This window comes from Odoribacter splanchnicus DSM 20712, assembly GCF_000190535.1.
Lineage (GTDB): Bacteria > Bacteroidota > Bacteroidia > Bacteroidales > Marinifilaceae > Odoribacter > Odoribacter splanchnicus.
In genome coordinates, this window is the sequence record NC_015160.1 from 1,597,658 (window position 1) to 1,614,524 (window position 16,867).

18 protein-coding genes are annotated in these 16,867 nt (G+C 43.8%); 7 read left to right on the top strand and 11 right to left on the bottom strand.

The features are described 5' to 3' along the window. Window positions 1–58: 58 nt before the first annotated feature. From ODOSP_RS06685 to ODOSP_RS06720, 8 genes are all read right to left on the bottom strand, one after another. A complete protein-coding gene (locus tag ODOSP_RS06685; RefSeq protein WP_013611606.1) occupies window positions 59–1,540 on the bottom strand; it encodes an FtsW/RodA/SpoVE family cell cycle protein in 1,482 nt (493 codons plus the stop codon). Between the two features lie 33 nt (window positions 1,541–1,573). Then, window positions 1,574–2,923 (bottom strand): UDP-N-acetylmuramoyl-L-alanine--D-glutamate ligase, encoded by a 1,350-nt coding sequence (murD, locus tag ODOSP_RS06690; RefSeq protein WP_013611607.1) that lies wholly within the window; start codon window positions 2,921–2,923, stop codon window positions 1,574–1,576. Window positions 2,924–3,043: 120 nt separating this feature from the next. Beyond that, window positions 3,044–4,294 carry a phospho-N-acetylmuramoyl-pentapeptide-transferase gene (gene mraY, locus ODOSP_RS06695; protein WP_013611608.1) on the bottom strand — a complete coding sequence of 417 codons (1,251 nt, stop codon included), beginning with the start codon at window positions 4,292–4,294 and terminating at the stop codon, window positions 3,044–3,046. 19 nt (window positions 4,295–4,313) lie between these two features. Then, window positions 4,314–5,777, bottom strand: coding sequence for a UDP-N-acetylmuramoyl-L-alanyl-D-glutamate--2,6-diaminopimelate ligase (locus tag ODOSP_RS06700; protein WP_013611609.1), 1,464 nt, complete (start codon window positions 5,775–5,777; stop codon window positions 4,314–4,316). A 35-nt stretch (window positions 5,778–5,812) separates the two neighbouring features. Continuing rightward, entirely contained in the window at window positions 5,813–7,918 is a 2,106-nt protein-coding gene (locus ODOSP_RS06705) for a penicillin-binding protein (RefSeq protein WP_041557237.1), read from the bottom strand. 5 nt (window positions 7,919–7,923) lie between these two features. After that, on the bottom strand, window positions 7,924–8,304 hold the full coding sequence (locus ODOSP_RS06710; protein ID WP_013611611.1) for an FtsL-like putative cell division protein: 381 nt from the start codon (window positions 8,302–8,304) through the stop codon (window positions 7,924–7,926). A gap of 18 nt (window positions 8,305–8,322) precedes the next feature. Then, window positions 8,323–9,231, bottom strand: coding sequence for a 16S rRNA (cytosine(1402)-N(4))-methyltransferase RsmH (rsmH, locus tag ODOSP_RS06715; RefSeq protein ID WP_013611612.1), 909 nt, complete (start codon window positions 9,229–9,231; stop codon window positions 8,323–8,325). A gap of 12 nt (window positions 9,232–9,243) precedes the next feature. Beyond that, a complete protein-coding gene (locus ODOSP_RS06720) occupies window positions 9,244–9,690 on the bottom strand; it encodes a division/cell wall cluster transcriptional repressor MraZ (RefSeq protein ID WP_013611613.1) in 447 nt (148 codons plus the stop codon). 679 nt (window positions 9,691–10,369) lie between these two features. Between ODOSP_RS06720 and ODOSP_RS06725 the strand changes: the two genes are divergently transcribed. Next, a complete protein-coding gene (locus tag ODOSP_RS06725) occupies window positions 10,370–11,590 on the top strand; it encodes a site-specific integrase (RefSeq protein WP_005868395.1) in 1,221 nt (406 codons plus the stop codon). Window positions 11,591–11,875: 285 nt separating this feature from the next. On the opposite strand, the gene ODOSP_RS06730 is transcribed toward ODOSP_RS06725, so the two are convergent. From ODOSP_RS06730 to ODOSP_RS06740, 3 genes are read right to left on the bottom strand one after another with little or no spacing between them, the layout of a single operon-like run. Continuing rightward, window positions 11,876–12,169 (bottom strand): helix-turn-helix domain-containing protein, encoded by a 294-nt coding sequence (locus ODOSP_RS06730; RefSeq protein WP_013611614.1) that lies wholly within the window; start codon window positions 12,167–12,169, stop codon window positions 11,876–11,878. A 53-nt stretch (window positions 12,170–12,222) separates the two neighbouring features. Continuing rightward, window positions 12,223–12,516, bottom strand: a complete 294-nt coding sequence (locus tag ODOSP_RS06735) for a DUF3876 domain-containing protein (RefSeq protein WP_008659881.1) — start codon at window positions 12,514–12,516, stop codon at window positions 12,223–12,225. Next, on the bottom strand, window positions 12,503–12,817 hold the full coding sequence (locus ODOSP_RS06740) for a helix-turn-helix domain-containing protein (protein WP_013611615.1): 315 nt from the start codon (window positions 12,815–12,817) through the stop codon (window positions 12,503–12,505). Before ODOSP_RS06740 ends, ODOSP_RS06735 begins: the two co-directional genes overlap by 14 nt. 577 nt (window positions 12,818–13,394) lie before the next feature. Here ODOSP_RS06740 and ODOSP_RS06745 point away from each other — a divergent pair. From ODOSP_RS06745 to ODOSP_RS06770, 6 genes are all read left to right on the top strand, one after another. Then, entirely contained in the window at window positions 13,395–14,021 is a 627-nt protein-coding gene (locus ODOSP_RS06745; protein WP_002560569.1) for a TetR/AcrR family transcriptional regulator, read from the top strand. Continuing rightward, a complete protein-coding gene (locus ODOSP_RS19190; RefSeq protein WP_005868401.1) occupies window positions 14,018–14,275 on the top strand; it encodes a hypothetical protein in 258 nt (85 codons plus the stop codon). Before ODOSP_RS06745 ends, ODOSP_RS19190 begins: the two co-directional genes overlap by 4 nt. Before the next feature lie 344 nt (window positions 14,276–14,619). Beyond that, complete coding sequence (gene zupT, locus ODOSP_RS06755) at window positions 14,620–15,435, top strand: zinc transporter ZupT (protein WP_005868405.1); 816 nt, start codon at window positions 14,620–14,622, stop codon at window positions 15,433–15,435. Window positions 15,436–15,679: 244 nt separating this feature from the next. Continuing rightward, window positions 15,680–16,279, top strand: a complete 600-nt coding sequence (locus ODOSP_RS06760) for a class I SAM-dependent methyltransferase (protein WP_122141047.1) — start codon at window positions 15,680–15,682, stop codon at window positions 16,277–16,279. Further along, entirely contained in the window at window positions 16,276–16,515 is a 240-nt protein-coding gene (locus tag ODOSP_RS06765; protein ID WP_005868411.1) for a DUF1858 domain-containing protein, read from the top strand. The genes ODOSP_RS06760 and ODOSP_RS06765 overlap by 4 nt, the downstream gene beginning before the upstream one ends. Window positions 16,516–16,563: 48 nt before the next feature. Beyond that, window positions 16,564–16,839: a hypothetical protein gene (locus ODOSP_RS06770; protein ID WP_005868413.1), complete on the top strand. Its 276-nt coding sequence runs from the start codon at window positions 16,564–16,566 to the stop codon at window positions 16,837–16,839. Window positions 16,840–16,867 lie beyond the last annotated feature (28 nt).

A 16,867-nucleotide genomic window follows, 5' to 3' on the forward strand; every position in this document is an offset into this window, starting at 1 on the left:
TATTAATCTATCTTCAAATCAAAAATCCGTATATAACTTAAATTTATAAACTTCCAATTTATCTTCCCCTTCGCTTCAGCTCATTCAATACTTCCCGGCCTTCACTTTCCAGCTCGTCCCTGATCTCTCCGATTCCTTCCTCACCGAGAATATCGAAATCCCGATCTTCGTCGTACTCTGCCGGTTTTCTCCCCCGCCGTCTTCCTGTCGGAGGCGTTACGGTCCGGGGTTGCATCTCCGGCAATTCCCCATCTTCCACTTCATCGACCAGCACTTCCTCGGGTTCGTATTCTTCCCGTCTGTTCTTCCGCCCCTGTTTTTCACTTTTCATCTTCAGCCGTTCGCTCTCTTCCTTTTCACCCTCCGGTGAAAAGGTATGGGCAATACTGAGAATCACACCGAAAGCTGCACTGGTAAACAAAAGCGACGTACCTCCCATACTCACCAAAGGCAAGGTCTGTCCGGTCACCGGTAATAACCCCACACAGACTCCCATATTGATCATTGCCTGTAAAACGATCGTCAACCCTAAACCGACAACCAGCAAAGCCGGAAAAATATCCGGCATACCCCGATCATTCAACACTTCCTTCCTCATGCTCTTTCGCCCGATCACTCCTACCCGGAACAAAATCACCGCATACAGCAACATGATGAAAGCACCGCCTCCCAATCCGTATTCTTCAATCACAATAGCATAAATAAAATCGGAATAAGGGTGAGGCAAAAAATTACGCTGCGTACTGTTACCGGGTCCGCTCCCCATCAATCCCCCCTTAGCCACCGCAATACGAGCCTGTACCGACTGATAGGAATAACCGTCTCCATCCTCTCCGCCTTTGGCAAAATCTGTAATACGGTTAACCATCGTACCGATCCGTCCCCATTCTTTCACCTGAGGCACATAAATTCCCAGAATCAACACCAAAGCAATCGCCGCCAAAGCGGTTCCCAAGGTCATCGCCAACAACCGCCAGCGCATCCGGGCTATCATAAACAGGATAAAACATACTGCCCCGATCAAAGCCGAGGTAGAGAAATTATCCATAAAAATCAACAAAATCACCGGTCCCACAAAAAGCAGAAACTTCTGTAAAACACTATCGTCACAATGCGTGTCGGTCTGAGCCTCGGACAAAATCCGGGCTGTAAACATCATGATAGCGATTTTCGCCAGCTCGGAAGGCTGAAAAGTAAGACCGATCAAAGGCAAACGGATCCATCGCCCGGCTCCGTTGATATTCGTACCCCCAAAGGCTGCACAAACCAATAAAATCATAGATACGAACAACAACACTCCGGCATATTTATAAAAATACCGGTAATGAATCGACTGTACGATAAACATCACTCCAAAACAGCCTCCGATCAAAAATAATTGCTTGATCAGATAGAAAAACGTATTCCCCGCCTTCTCGTTATAAGCCAGACGTCCTGTAGAGGAATACACCACCATGACAGAAGCGATCATCAGCATGATAACGATATACCAGAGAATCTTATCTCCCTTAAATGCTATTTTTTCTTTCCAGTCGTTCATTTCAATCGAATCCAGATTTCAGTTCACAATTTCCTACAGCTCTTTTACGGCAGCTTTAAAAAGTTCGCCGCGGTTTTCGTAATTTTTAAACAGATCGAAGCTGGCACAACAGGGAGAAAGCAGAACCGTATCTCCTTCCACCGCATACTGCCGGGCAGCTGCCAGCGCATCTTTCAAACTATGTGTATCGACTACCTGACAAATTCCGGAAAAATTATCGATCAATTTCCGGTTATCCACGCCCATACAAATCAACACTTTGACTTTTTGACGTACCAGATCGAACAAGACACTGTAATCATTTCCTTTATCCGTACCTCCGGCAATCCAAATCACCGGAGTAGTCATACTATCCAAGGCATACCAGGCAGAATCGACATTGGTGGCTTTCGAGTCGTTGATATAAGTCACCCCCTCCACAACCCGTACGGTTTCGAGCCGATGTTCCACCTGCGGGAAGGTCCGCAATCCTTCAGCGATTTTTTCGTCCGAAACACCGACCTGCATACAAGCCAGAATCGCAGCCATCGCATTATAGACATTGTGTCTCCCCTGAATACTGATCTCCTGTTTGGCGATCCGGAACTGCCGGTTTTCCAACTGCACGACCACCTCTTCTCCTTCCATCCAGGCACCGCTTCGACATGTATTTTTCTCCCATATACTCCGGTCAGCATAAATAAATCCGGCCATCCGGGGTACAACTCTCACCTGCCGGAGTCTATGCCCTACCGCCTCGCTATCCAAACCGTAAATAAACAAATCCTGAGGACGCATATTATTCAGTATCCGGAACTTCGAATCGATATAATTTTCGAATTTATGGTCGTACCGATCCAAATGATCCGGGGTTATATTCGTCAGAACGGCAATATCCGCCCGGAAATCAAACATCCCGTCGAGCTGAAAACTCGAAAGCTCGACGACATACAGCGGATGTGCATCCTCTGCCACCTGTGCAGCCAGACTACGCCCCACATTTCCGGCTAATCCGGCATCGATCCCCGCTGTAGTCAAAATATGACAAGTCAGCAAGGTAGTCGTCGTTTTCCCATTGCTCCCGGTAATACACACCATTTTCGCCTCCGTATGCCTGCCGGCAAATTCGATTTCCGAAATCACCTCGATCCCCCTTTCGCGCAGAGCTACGACCATCGGCACCGTATCGGGAATCCCAGGACTCTTTACCACCAATTCAGCAGCAAAAATCCGATCCATCGAGTGCTGCCCTTCTTCAAACGCAATCCGGTGTGTAATCAATTCGTCCCGATAAGATTCAGCCAATTTTCCCTTATCCGACAAAAATACTTCATATCCTAAATGACGGCCCAACAAGGCTGCACCGACCCCACTTTCTCCCCCTCCTAAAACCACCAATTTCATAAACTTCAATTTTTATATTTATTTTCCTCCCTTTCTTTCCCCTCCTTCTATCCCATAACTTCCAGCCTTCAGCTTATAGCTTATCGCTTTTAGCCTTTTAGCCTTTCAGCCTTTTACTTTCTACCTTATCTTCAGCGTCACAATCGTCACCACCGCCAGAATAATACCTATAATCCAAAAGCGGGTAACAATCTTAGGTTCGGGTATACCTTTCTTTTGGAAATGATGATGTAGAGGTGCCATCAAAAAAATCCTTCTTCCTTCTCCGAATTTCCTTTTCGTATATTTAAAATAACTGACCTGCATCACGACAGACAGATTCTCCATCAGGAAAATCCCGCACAAAGCCGGTATCAATAATTCTTTATGAATGATAATAGCGAAAACGGCAATGATCCCTCCCAATGCCAGACTTCCGGTATCCCCCATAAACACCTGGGCCGGATAAGAGTTATACCACAAAAACCCGATCGTCGCTCCGATAAAGGCAGAACCGAATACCACCAATTCTCCGGAATGCGGAATGTACATGATATTCAGATAATCGGCATAGACCATATTCCCCGACACATAGGCCAGGATTCCCAGCGTCGCTCCGATAATCGCCGACGTTCCGGTAGCCAGACCATCCAGACCATCGGTCAGATTCGCCCCATTCGACACAGCTGTAATGATAAAAATAGTAACCAAAACAAACAACAGCCACCCCAGCTCGTCGGCATATTTTCCCGCAAAAGAAGTAAACCAGGCATAATCGAACTCGTTATCTTTAAAAAAAGGAATAGTTGTTTTTGTCGATTTGATATCTTTCGTACGGACCTGCTGGGTACCCTCGGCAGAAAATCCTTCATCCACCGTACTGGTCACCACACCGATTTCACTCACCGCAGCCCTCTCCCGGATGACGACCTCATCATTCATATAGAGGGTCAGTCCGACAATCAATCCGAGCCCTACTTGTCCGATCACTTTGAAACGGCCTTTCAACCCTTCCTTATGCTTCCGGAATACTTTGATATAGTCATCGGCGAAACCGATCAATCCCAACCATATTGTCGAAATAATCATCAGTTGGATATAGACATTATCCAAACGGGCGAACAAAAGTACCGGAATCAGGATAGCCAGTAAAATAATGATCCCCCCCATCGTCGGCGTTCCTTTCTTCTCCATCTGGCCCTGCAAACCCAAATCACGGATTTCCTCCCCGATCTGCTGTCTCTGCAGCATCCGGATCACTCTTTTCCCCACCACGGTGGCAATGATCAAGGACAAAATAATAGCACAGGCCGAGCGAAAAGTGATGTATTGAAACACCCCGGCTCCCGGAAAATCAAAACTCTCTAAATATTGAAATAAATGATACAACATTACGTTTAAAAGTTAGGAATTAGCGATTAGAGAGATCAAAAATCTCCCGGATAACTTCCTTATCGTCGAAGTGGTGTTTTACTCCTTTCACTTCCTGATAATTTTCATGTCCTTTACCGGCAACCAATATGATGTCTCCTTTTGAAGCCATACCAATCGCTTTCCGGATAGCCTCTTTCCGGTCGGTAATGGCTTCTACCCGGTACTGAAATCCTTCTTTCACTCCGGTCAGCATATCACGGATGATCTGTTCGGGATCTTCACTCCGCGGATTATCGGAAGTGAGGATGACATGATCACTATAACGGCAAGCTGCATCAGCCATCTCCGGACGTTTGGTCTTATCGCGGTCGCCTCCGGCTCCCACAACGGTAATCACCTGATTATCTCTGCCCTTCAATCCGCAAATCGTCGACAATACATTCTCTACAGCATCCGGAGTATGGGCATAATCGACCACCGCCATCACTCCTTCGGTCGAAATCAAAGTTTCGAAACGTCCGGACACCGGCACCAGCAAACTCACATATTCCAACACGTTCTCTTTCGGGAACCCCAACAAACGGGCTGCAGCATATACTGCTAACAGATTGTAAGCGTTGAAATCACCGGTAAACTTGGTCCATACCTCCTCTCCGTCGAGCCGGAGCAAGGTTCCGTCCAAATGTTTCTCGATCGCTTTAGCTGTAAAATCAGCCATCGTCCGGCAAGAATAGGTATATCGGTGTGCCCTGGTATTCTGCAACATCACCAGGCCATTTTTATCATCTGCATTAGTCAAAGCAAAAGCATGGGCCGGTAAACGGTCGAAAAAAGCTTTCTTCGCTTCGATATAAGCCTTGAATGTTTTATGATAATCCAGATGATCGTGCGTAATATTGGAAAAAATAGCCCCGTCGAAATCCAGACCGGCAATCCTTTTCTGATGGATCGCATGCGAACTGGCTTCCATAAAACAATACCGGCATCCGGCATCTACCATCCGCCGTAATAATTCCTGGATAGACAGCGCATCCGGAGTTGTATGTGTCGCCGGAATCTTTTCCTCCCCGATATAGTTACATACCGTCGACAACAGTCCGGCCTTTTCTCCGGCCAATCGAACCAGTTCGTACAACAAGGTTGCCGTCGTCGTCTTTCCGTTTGTCCCCGTCACCCCGACCAGTTTCAGTTCCCGGGAAGGATTATCCCAGTAATTCCCGGCCATTACTCCCAAAGCCTCGGAGGTATCTGCAGTCCATATATAAGTTACCTCTTCCGGTCTGTTTTCCGGCAATTGTTCACACACTACCGCAACAGCCCCGCGGGTCAACGCTTTGTCGATAAAAGCATGTCCGTCCGCATTGACTCCTCTCTGAGCGATAAATACATCTCCCGGTTCGATTTTGCGTGAATCGAAATGGATATGTCCGATCTCCCGGTCGGTATCCCCATATACTTTTCCGACATTTACTCCGTTTAATAATTCCTTTAATTTCTTCATCTCTTTGTGCAGCCCTGGCCGCGTTATTTAATCTCTTATCTTAGTTCAATCCGGATATAAGACCCTTTGGGAACTTCCGCCCCGGGTTGGAGCGATTGCCGCTGTACCATTCCGGCACCGGAAAAATCGACTTTCAAACCGGAATTTTCCAATACGTACAGTGCATCCCTCAAACCCATCCCCTTCACATTCGGCACCGATGAATAGGAAATCCGCCGGGGTTTGATCACGATATTTTCCCCTTCGTTGCTGGCCGTGACCACCCAATCGGCACCATCCGCATCCCTCACTCCGTCTATATCCATATCCAATTCATCGAAAATAGTTCTAAAATCTTCTTTCAGGCCATTTTTACATACCGGCAAAGTTTTATCCGCTTCATATTCGGGTTTACCGTATTGTACGTATGCCATAGAGTAAACCTTATCGGCAATTTCCCGGAAAACCGGAGCCGATACAGTCGTGGCATAATAACCGTTCGTCGGATTATCGATCACGACAATACAGGAATACAAAGGCCGTTCGGCAGGGAAATATCCCACGAAGCTCGCCCGGTAACGTCCACCTCCATATCCGCTCGACCCGCTTGCCAAACGGGCTGTACCCGTTTTACCGGCGATCCGGTATTTAGGCGTATAAATATTCCGGGCCGTACCGTTTTCGACGACTCCTTCCAACATATCTTTTACCTCGTTCAACGTCTTCCGGCTACAAATCCTTCCCCCGACTTCCTCCGGCTCGAAGGATTCCACTACCTCTCCCCGGTTCCGGATCTCTTTTACCAGGCGCGGACGCATCCGCTGACCGTCGTTGGCTATGGCATTATAAAAAGCCAGAATCTGCAGAGGAGTAACTTTTAATTCATACCCGATACTCATCCAGGGCAAACTGATACCGCTCCAGCTTTTATCTTTGGGATATTTGATATAAGGCTCTATCTCTCCCGGCAGACAAATACCGGTTTTCTTATCCAACCCCATAGCATACCAGCGGTTTACAAATTTCTCCGGCCGGTCTTTATAATGATCATACACCAATTTCGCAATACCGTTCGACGATTTTTCCATTATCTGTTTTACCGTCACTTTCCCTAAACCATCATGCGATTCGGTCAGATAACGGTCATAAAATTTATATCTCCCTGAAGTACCCAGGTCGATCGTATCGTAAGGAGTGACACACCCGTCCTCCAGCAAGGCGATCATAGTCGCTGCTTTGATTACAGATCCCGGTTCACCGGCACCACTGATAGCAAAATTCTGGTTTTCGATATATACCCCGTCCTTTCTGGCCAGATTGGCGATTGCTTTGATATCCCCGGTTTTCACTTCCATCAGGATAGCCGTACCGTGTGTCGCCTCGCTTTTCTCCATCTGTTTTTTCAGGGCATGCTGCACGATATCCTGATAATCCACATCTATCGTGGTCACGACATCGTGTCCATCTACCGGTTCCTTACGGGTAATGACCATCCAGGTCCCCGACATCATCCGCTTGATCCCCTGTCCGCATTCACCCTTCAACTGGTTTTCAAAAGTAGCTTCCAGTCCTACCCGTCCTTCCCTCTCCCCGGTCTCCGATTCGTTCAGATAACCGATCGTCCGGCCGGCTAAATTCACATGGGGCTGTAATCTTTCGTCATTGACTATAGCCTGAAAACCACCTTTATTCTTTCCCAGACGGAAAATCGGGAATTGACGGATTTGTTTCAACTCCTTATGATTCACTTTACGTTTATTGATCAGCAAATAACGGTCGGGACGAGGTTTCCGATTGCGGGCACCCACCAGCTTATCTTTATAAAAAGCCTTACTTCCATCCTTAAAGAACCGGGATAAACACAAAGCCAGACTATCCACTTCAGCATCGAACACTTTCTTATTCACTGCAATAGGATCGAAACGGAGTTCATAAAAAGGAACCGAGGTCGCCAGAATCCGACCGTCGGCTGCCCAGATATCTCCCCGGTTGGGTTCTATTTTGACAGGCTGCACCGGCACATTTGCCGACGCCATCTTCCGCCACTTTTCCCCTTCCACAGTCATCACTGCACAAGCTTTAGCCAGAATCAGACAACCGAACAGTACGATAAACACATAAACAATTATGGTTCTCCACGTTATGTCATCCTTTATTGCCATTTCGATCACCGATACAATTTTACCGGAGGTTCTTTACTCTCCTCCAATGCTAATCCTTCATTTTTTATCCGTTTGATAATCTCCGATTGCTTGCGCATCAACATCAAATCCGCTGCTGCAGAAATCGACTCGAAACGCAGATCGGTTACTTCCTTTTCCAGAAGAACCCTCTCCCGATGCAGCTTTTCAGTAGAATATCCATTGGATATATACCAAATCCCTAAAAAAGTAGCAAAAAGCACAAACCGGATATTCTGCCGCAGTTTTTCTGCGAGCAGACTTCCCTCCAATACACTTTTCACCGAGGACGCCGTTTTGGCCTCCTCTTGCCTCTTCTCCTCCACCGGCACATCTTCCGTTACCTTTTTTCTACTAAAAACTCCCATCTCTTTCCTTATTGTCTCTTAATCCTTCTTTCTCGCAATCCGAAGCTTTGCACTCCTGGCCCGCGGATTACGCACGATTTCCTCTTCCGAGGGAACGATCACTTTCCGGTTGACCAATTCAAAGTTATGGTGTACATGACCGAACACCAGATCCTTTTCCAATTTACCTTCCGCATTCCCGGCCTTCAAAAAATTCTTCACAATCCGATCTTCCAGAGAATGATAGGTAATAATCACCAATCTGCCCCCCGGCTTCAATACCTCCATCGCCTGTTGCATCATCTCCTCCAAAGCTTCCAGCTCCCCGTTCACTTCTATCCGTAAAGCCTGATAGACTTTTGCCAGATATTTTTTTTCTTTCAACTTCGGAATACAAGGCAAAATAATCTGATAAAACGCCTCGGAAGTTTTTATTTCCTGATTTGCCCGGGCTTTCACGATCAAATCCACCAACCTCCGGGCATTCTCCACCTCCCCGTAATTCCTGAAAATAGCGGTCAACTGTTCTGCATCGTAGGTATTCAGCACGGTAGCGGCTGTCAGCTTACTCCGTTGGTTCATCCTCATATCCAATTCCGCTTCGAACCGGAACGAAAATCCCCGGCCGGCTTCATCGAATTCATGAGAAGATACCCCCAAATCCGCCAGAATGCCATCCGCTTCTTCATACCCATAATAGCGCATAAAATTACGCAAATATCTGAAATTATGATTCACAAAAATAAAACGATCATCTTCCGGCACATTAGCCAAAGCATCCTCATCCTGATCGAACCCCAGCAAACATCCCTCTGCATCCAATCGTTTCAATATCTCCCCGGAATGTCCCCCCCCCCCGAAGGTCAGATCCAGATACACACCTCCCTGCCGGATATCCAATCCATCGACAGACTCTTTCAGCAAAACCGGTACATGATATTCGGACATATCTATCGTATATTAGTTTTTAAAAATTTCTTCCGCCATCATCCCTAACTCTTCTCCACTAATCGCCACCTCCTCATACACCCTGGCATCCCACACCTGTATCATCGAATCCTGCGCAGCCAACACCATTTCCTTATCGATTCCGATCTCATCCAGCATCTTCCGGGGTAGTAAAATCCGGCCATTGGTATCCATCTCTACCTCCTGCGTTCCCCGACAAAACTCCCTAAAAAAAGCCGCATGTTTAGGATCGAACAAATTCAGACGGGCACGTACCCCTGCAATCATATTTTCCCATTCCTGCAAAGGATACATATCGATGCACTTCCCGAAGACATTTTTCCGCAAAACAAAAAACGTCTGTTGCGAAGCCACCATCACTCTCCGGAAAGAGGCAGGCACCACAACCCGACATTTGCTATCAGCTTTACAGGTATAATCTCCGATAAATGAAGCCATCGTATTACCAATTAATTCTATAACAACTTATTACAAACATACACAGCTCCCGAAAACAAGAGGTGGATTTGTGATGTAAAGTTAGGAAATATTTCCCACTTTAAACCACTTTACCCCACTTTTTTATTAAAAATAACGTATTCCCAAGCAGGACAAGTATATGAACGACGAAGTACCCATATAATCCGCAAAACGAATTGTGCACAATTCGTTTTGCGGATTATAGTATTTGGCAACACCCGTACCCCGATTTTTAATCAGAGAACGGCTAAGCCTTTCGAAGGCTATGCTTTCCCTAAGGTTCCTCCATATATCAGCTACTATAAAATCAATTTAAACCTATATTAAAACCAATTTATCTAACTTTTAATATGGATTTAATGTGAATTTAACCTGAATTTAATCTGGATTTGAAGATACGAATCCCAGGCGGATCACTGAAAACAAAAGAAAAATCAAGCAAATCCTTGATAATCAGACATTAGCAGGGATTTCTTTTTTCTGGCAGATAGCAGAAAATAGCCGTTTCAAGCATATTGTTGGTGTGCAAATCGTGGTACATAAATCAGGCTGAAAAAAGTCCCACGATTTAGCTTCTTTCTCACTGATTCATAGCATTTTGCATGGTCGTACTTTGGAAGAGAATACATAGTTTTGTAACTCTAAAAACGATGTAAAAATGGCTAGAAAAACCTTCAATGTGCTATTCTTTATCAAGAAAGCCAGATTATTAAAGAATGGAGAAGCACCCGTGTGCATGAGAATTACTGTAAACGGCTGTATGGTAGATGTTTTAGTAAAAAGAAGCTGTCCTGTAAATCTATGGAATCAGGCAAAAGAAAACTCCAAAGGAAAAGATCGTATGTCGGTGGAACTGAACCACTACTTGGAAATCACACGCTCTCGCATACACCAAATTTATAGAGAACTGGAATCCACAGGTAAGACTATTACAGTCGATCTTATGAGAAAGCTATATTATGGGGTGGATGAAGATAGTAAAACGCTATTGCAAGTATTCAGAGAGCATAACGAACAAAGCCGTAAGCTAATCGGTAAGGACTTCGTTAGTAAGACCGTTCAACGGTATGAAACCACTACCCGATATTTAGAGGAATTCATAAAGAAAGAATATCAATTATCTGATATTGCCCTAAACAACTTGGAAGCCAACTTTATTTCTAAGTTCGATGCTTTTTTGAAAATTGAAAAAGGTTGTGCGCAGAATTCAGCTATCACCCGATTGAAGAACTTGAAGAAGATTATCCGTATTGCTTTGGAAAACGACTGGATAAAGAAAGATCCGTTTGCTTACTATCGCTTCAAACTGGAAGAAACCGATCCTGAGTTCCTGACGATGGACGAGATTAAAATTATTCTTGCAAAAGAATTCACGATTAAGCGAGTAGAACAGGTACGTGACGTTTTTATCTTTTGCATTTTTACTGGATTGGCGTTCAGCGATGTGAAAGATTTATCACCCGAACACTTGGTAAAAGACAACAAAGGGGAGCTTTGGATAAGAAAGAACCGCCAAAAGACAAAAATCATGTGCAACATTCCTGTGCTGCCTGTAGCAGCTTCTATACTTGATAAATATAAGGATGTGGCAGAGTGTACCGGAAAACTTTTACCTGTATTGTGTAATCAACGCATGAACAGTTATTTGAAAGAAATTGCCGATGTGTGCGGAATTCATAAAAATCTTAGCACTCATACGGCCAGACATAGCTATGCCACTTCCGTGTGCCTTGCAAATGGCGTAAGTATGGAAAATGTAGCCAAGATGTTAGGTCATGCAGATACCAGCGTGACGAAACACTACGCACGGGTACTGGATCAGAATATTCTAAAGGATATGCAGAAAGTGAATAGCTGCTTGTCGGAATTGGCTATATAAATAAGGCAGTAGCCAATATAGAAAAAAGGATTGGGAATAATGAACTTCATTTTCTCAATCCTTTTCTTTTAAAGTAAGTTTTCCAGAACCCAATATGAAGCATTGACAAAGGTAATTTCCGTATTTAGCCTGTTCAAGTCCAAGCCTTCGGTTTAGATAAAAATCTTCCTCTCATTGCATTTCGAGCGTATTTTTATCTAAAGACTTGCACAGACTAAATACTTCACTGGAAAAGTCAATGATTCAAATTAAATTCCGAAAAACAATGTTTTTGTGAGTGGCAGATTATTCTTTCCAACTTTCAAAATAATGCTTTTGGAGCAGTTTATCAATATCGCTCTGGCGATAGATGATTTTACCTTTTATCTGGATAAAGGGGATTAGCCCTGTATCTCGCCACTCTTGCAGGGTTCGCAAACTGACATTCAGTTTCTTGGAAACTTCATTATTAGAAAGAAAGCGTTCCCCGTTCAGGTGGGGCTTGTAATGCTTAACTATAGATTCAATACCGATCAGCATCGAATCAAGCGAAGAAATAAACTCTTTAATTTGCAGGGTATCTTTATTTATTAGTTCCATGACTGAAAGATTGTTTTATTGAAATATTGATTTCAAGATTGCTATATGGCTGATTAGTTGCGCAGATAGTCACCAAGTGATGAAATGCTAAGTACATCTTTTGCCGGATCATAATCTACATAGAGTCGTTTGGATGCACTGGTAATAAAATACTGGCTACCATCTTGCTGTATCTCATAAGTAGCGGGTGAAGCTTGTTTAGTGGTTTCCGATACATATATAATAGAAAGAAGGTACTCTTTATCGCTCCGATAAATGATTATCGTAGGATTCAGATTAATGCTTTCCCATGTGCCTACAATGGAAAACAGATTGAAGGACGGATAATCTTCTTTAGTTCTTTTCATAAGGCGTGGTTTGTTTGGGTGACTGATTTTGTGTTTCACTGTCCGCAATAATTCTTTCAATATCGGAAGACTTATAATAAATCTTGCTCCCTATTTGAGAATAAGCCAGTCGCCCACTACTTCGGTAATATTGCAGCGTTCGCTTGCTCAAGCCTAACAACAGGCACACTTCCTGACTATCCAGCCAGTTTTCTACTTTTTGAGTATGACTGCTGCACAAACTCTCTATCCGTTTGGCAAACTCCGTGAAGCTCTCGCAGACATACGAAAATGTTCTTTTTTCGATGGTTACTACTTCCATACATTTAATTTTTAATGGTTAATAAAACGTGTTGATTCTATTTTCATCGGCAAATGAAAGAAGAATCAAGAGCCGTTTTCTAAACTGTCCGAGAGTGGTATAAAAAGACTGTTTATGGCAAAATGACACATGAATAATTTATTAGTCATAATACTCTTGCGGCACAACTATCAAAATGAATCCGAGTTAATTAATGGCGACAAGCTAAATAGATAAAAGGTAGAATGACAGAAAAGAGAAGTTTTATATGATACATTTTTAGCATATTCGATTAATCATTACTAAAATGGGAATCATGAAAAGATTAAAGTAGTTTTTACACATGATTTATAACCTGCGTATTAATAATAGCCATGGAAAGAGGTCAGAATAAGAATAACAAGAGGATACGGTAGAGGCAATACACGTACTTATGACTATGGTTTGGCGTGAAGTGGCTCTGCTGATAGTTACATACCCTTTTTTGTATCCCTACAAATAGGGATTGTTTTATAGAAAACACCCATTTGTATGGATTGTTTTATTTTTGAAATACAACGTACTTTGTATTCTAATAACAGGAACTACGTTCTGACCTATGCAAACAACAAAAGAATATACACATAAATTATTGTTGGAAACAGCAAGGAGAGCCTTTTTCAAGAAGGGCTTTAAGGCTGTGTCTATGCGTGAAATATCCAAATTGTCGGGTATCGGTCTGAGCAACATCTACAATTATTATCCTTGTAAGGACGATTTGTTGGCTGACGTGTTGCATCCGCTTTTGGAGGCGATGAACAGTATGCTGGAAGATCATAATCGCCCGGAGGCCTTTTCTTTGGATGTCTTTACCTCCGAAGAATATCATCGCTCATCCATGAAGGAGGTAATGAACATCGTAAGACGGTATCGTGAAGAATTTAAGTTACTTTTTTCATCTATCCAAGACTCTCGTTTCAATGATTATTGGGAACAATGGATTAAAAGAAGTACAGTAATGGGTATAGAATATATGGAAGGTATGAAAAAGCTCTACCCTGATCTGCATACCGATATTTCTCTATTCTTTATGCACTTCACCTGCTCATGGTGGGTTAATATGATGAAAGAGGTGGTGCAACATGAAGAGCTTTCCAGTGAAGAAATTGAATGTTTTATTGGTGAGTATATCCGCTTTAGCACAGGAGGCTGGAAAAGGCTCATGAATGTAAAAATAGAAAGATGAAAACAAATAGAAACATCCACACATCCTCCTGCCTACAATGCAACCCTTGTGGAAGCGGTTGTACAATTGTGGACAATCGGATTTCTTTCGTATTCGATTCGGAAAAGAAGCACTTTAGCCATCTTCTGTTCGACCCGACACCCGTTGCTTGCATGGGCAGATGCGGCAGGTCTTGTCAAGCAGGATTTCGCTTGGTGCAGGAGGCTAAATACCGCACCACTTCGGTAGAACAACTAAAAACAATCAATATATGAGTATCACCAACATCATCTGTAACGGCGAAATAACGCTTGTGCAAGGAGTAAACGGACTTTTCCTCTGCGAGGAATCGTGGGTAACACAAAGCAGAAAATCCGCTCTGCCCAGAGAGGCTTTGAACAAAGAGACTATTAGAATTAAAAAAGAATGCATCGATATTGAACGTCCAGAGACTGATTTTCCAGACTTAACTTAGTAACAGATGTATGAAACATCCCATTTTTAATAATAATAATTCATCGTATCAAGCGAGTCGCCTGCAAAGAGCGACTCGCTTTGTTTTTGAACAAAATAGATTTTCGTTCTCTTTTGAAGTACTAACTCCCAATCTGTCATAGCCATGTCACAACAAGTATTTGTTCCATTTCTTCTGACACTGTTTGCCGGTATATCCACCGGCATAGGCAGTGCCATTGCTTTTTTCGCCAAACGCACCAACACGTCGTTTCTTTCTCTATCGCTGGGCTTTTCGGCGGGAGTCATGATTTATGTATCGTTTGTCGAACTGTTTACCTCTTCCGTGCAAACACTTGTGGAGATGCACGGCAAATCAGAAGGAACGTTTTATGCCACGCTCTCTTTCTTCGGGGGTATCGTGTTGATATTGCTCATCGACAAGCTAATTCCTCGCTACGAGAATCCGCATGAAATGCACCGGGTGGAAGAAATGAGTGAAAAAGCGAAAATACAATTAGACGTGAAGCCCAAATTGCTACGTGTTGGCATGGTAACAGCCTTGGTGCTGGCTATCCACAATTTCCCGGAGGGTATGGTTACGTTTCTTGCTGCCCTAAAGGATGTGAACATTGCCATACCCATTGCCATCGCCATTGCCATACACAACATACCGGAGGGTATTTCGGTATCCGTTCCTGTTTTTTACGCTACAGGCAACCGCAAGAAAGCCTTTTGGTTCTCGTTTTTGTCTGGATTGGCAGAGCCGGTGGGAGCCGTCATAGGCTATCTCGTGCTGGCTCCGTTCCTCGACGACAATGTGTTCGGCATCATCTTCGGCATGATTGCTGGCATCATGGTATTTATCTCGCTCGATGAGCTGTTACCCGCAGCTGAAGAATACGGTAAGCACCACCATGCCATCTACGGTTTGGTGGTAGGCATGGCGGTCATGGCACTAAGCCTGCTGATGCTGGGTTAGCAAGAAGAAGTAATATAGAAACAATAAATAAAAAACAGAAAAAGATATGCATACATCTCACACTTACCACTGTCATGAGCACGATGCTCACAAAGAGCATACTCACGGGCGTATATTTTTTAGGTATCGCGCACAGCAAATAATAGACATATCATATTAGTAAGAAAAGACTTAAAAACAAAGAATAATTATGAGCATAATAAAAAACATCTTTCAAAACTTCCGCAAACCCAAGAATAGCTTTATGGGCAGGTGCATTGTGAAAATGATGAACCAAGGGCATAACCGGATTTCTCTTTGGTGCATTGACAACTTCGTAAAACTTTCCGGTGGCGAAACGGTGCTCGATATCGGTTGTGGCGGTGGGCAAAACGTAGCTAATTTCATCAAACGAACTCATGGATTAGTTTGCGGCATGGATTATTCACCCACGTGCGTGGACATTGCGAGTCGCAAGAACAAGGCGGCTATCAGTCAGGGACGAGCATCTATAGTAGAAGCGAATGTTTCAAACATTCCTTTTGACGATAACCGCTTCGATATTGTAACCGCTTTCGAAACTATCTACTTTTGGAATGATATAGTGGAAAACTTCAAGGAAGTATTGCGTGTATTGAAACCCGAAGGAAGGTTCTACATCTGCAACGAGGCATGCAGCGAGGAAGGCAATGAAAAGTGGGTGAGGAATATCGACCTGCGCATTTACTCACCCATAGAAATACAAAGAATGCTGGAACAAGCGGGATTTATAAATGTGACCTACGACATCTCGCCGGAGAGCCAATCGCAACGAATATGCGTGCAAGCGACAAAACAACCGATGATGAAACCAATAGACAGATGAGCATCAATAAATATACCCCGATACATCGGGTTCTGACTACCTATCCGCAGTTGATTCATCGACTGGTGAAACGAGACAGTCGTTATGTTTCTTTAATCAATCCTGTATCAACTTGTACGTTGGGGCATTGCACTACTATTGAGAGCATTGCCTTTACAGTAGGAGACGATATGGAGACTCTTCTCACATACCTCAAAGGAGAAATGGAACGAGAAGATATACAGTTCAAATATTGAAAATTACTACTAATAACTGCCCGAAAGGGCACAAAACAATATCGATTTATGCTTATACTTTATAACAAAGCAGCCCGCAAAAATCTTTCCAAGCCGAAGGAAGCTGCCAAATGGTATCCCGTGCTACGTTCTACGGGTATGTTGAAAGAACGTGAAGTGCCCAAACTCATTGCTGACAAAACGACACTCAACCCCAAAGAGGCGATCGCCAGAATAGAGTTTAAGGATGTTGAGGTACTTACACAAAAAGTAACCGAAGGAAACTCTTCAGGTACAACACCTATAGTCGTTTCCACGCCGGAAGCTCCCGATCCCAGCATTTAAGGAGAAACCAACAATCATATAAATAAAC

Coding starts and splice junctions, on each gene's coding strand:
- mraY (WP_013611608.1), bottom strand. CDS start 4,294: ATGTTGTATCATTTATTTCAATATTTAGAGAGTTTTGATTTTCCGGGA.
- ODOSP_RS06770 (WP_005868413.1), top strand. CDS start 16,564: ATGCTTATACTTTATAACAAAGCAGCCCGCAAAAATCTTTCCAAGCCG.
- ODOSP_RS06700 (WP_013611609.1), bottom strand. CDS start 5,777: ATGAAGAAATTAAAGGAATTATTAAACGGAGTAAATGTCGGAAAAGTA.
- rsmH (WP_013611612.1), bottom strand. CDS start 9,231: ATGTCCGAATATCATGTACCGGTTTTGCTGAAAGAGTCTGTCGATGGA.
- ODOSP_RS06760 (WP_122141047.1), top strand. CDS start 15,680: ATGGGCAGGTGCATTGTGAAAATGATGAACCAAGGGCATAACCGGATT.
- ODOSP_RS06745 (WP_002560569.1), top strand. CDS start 13,395: ATGCAAACAACAAAAGAATATACACATAAATTATTGTTGGAAACAGCA.
- ODOSP_RS06730 (WP_013611614.1), bottom strand. CDS start 12,169: ATGGAACTAATAAATAAAGATACCCTGCAAATTAAAGAGTTTATTTCT.
- ODOSP_RS06725 (WP_005868395.1), top strand. CDS start 10,370: ATGGCTAGAAAAACCTTCAATGTGCTATTCTTTATCAAGAAAGCCAGA.
- ODOSP_RS06705 (WP_041557237.1), bottom strand. CDS start 7,918: ATGGCAATAAAGGATGACATAACGTGGAGAACCATAATTGTTTATGTG.
- ODOSP_RS06765 (WP_005868411.1), top strand. CDS start 16,276: ATGAGCATCAATAAATATACCCCGATACATCGGGTTCTGACTACCTAT.
- ODOSP_RS19190 (WP_005868401.1), top strand. CDS start 14,018: ATGAAAACAAATAGAAACATCCACACATCCTCCTGCCTACAATGCAAC.
- ODOSP_RS06735 (WP_008659881.1), bottom strand. CDS start 12,516: ATGAAAAGAACTAAAGAAGATTATCCGTCCTTCAATCTGTTTTCCATT.
- ODOSP_RS06740 (WP_013611615.1), bottom strand. CDS start 12,817: ATGGAAGTAGTAACCATCGAAAAAAGAACATTTTCGTATGTCTGCGAG.
- zupT (WP_005868405.1), top strand. CDS start 14,620: ATGTCACAACAAGTATTTGTTCCATTTCTTCTGACACTGTTTGCCGGT.
- ODOSP_RS06710 (WP_013611611.1), bottom strand. CDS start 8,304: ATGGGAGTTTTTAGTAGAAAAAAGGTAACGGAAGATGTGCCGGTGGAG.
- ODOSP_RS06720 (WP_013611613.1), bottom strand. CDS start 9,690: ATGGCTTCATTTATCGGAGATTATACCTGTAAAGCTGATAGCAAATGT.
- ODOSP_RS06685 (WP_013611606.1), bottom strand. CDS start 1,540: ATGAACGACTGGAAAGAAAAAATAGCATTTAAGGGAGATAAGATTCTC.
- murD (WP_013611607.1), bottom strand. CDS start 2,923: ATGAAATTGGTGGTTTTAGGAGGGGGAGAAAGTGGGGTCGGTGCAGCC.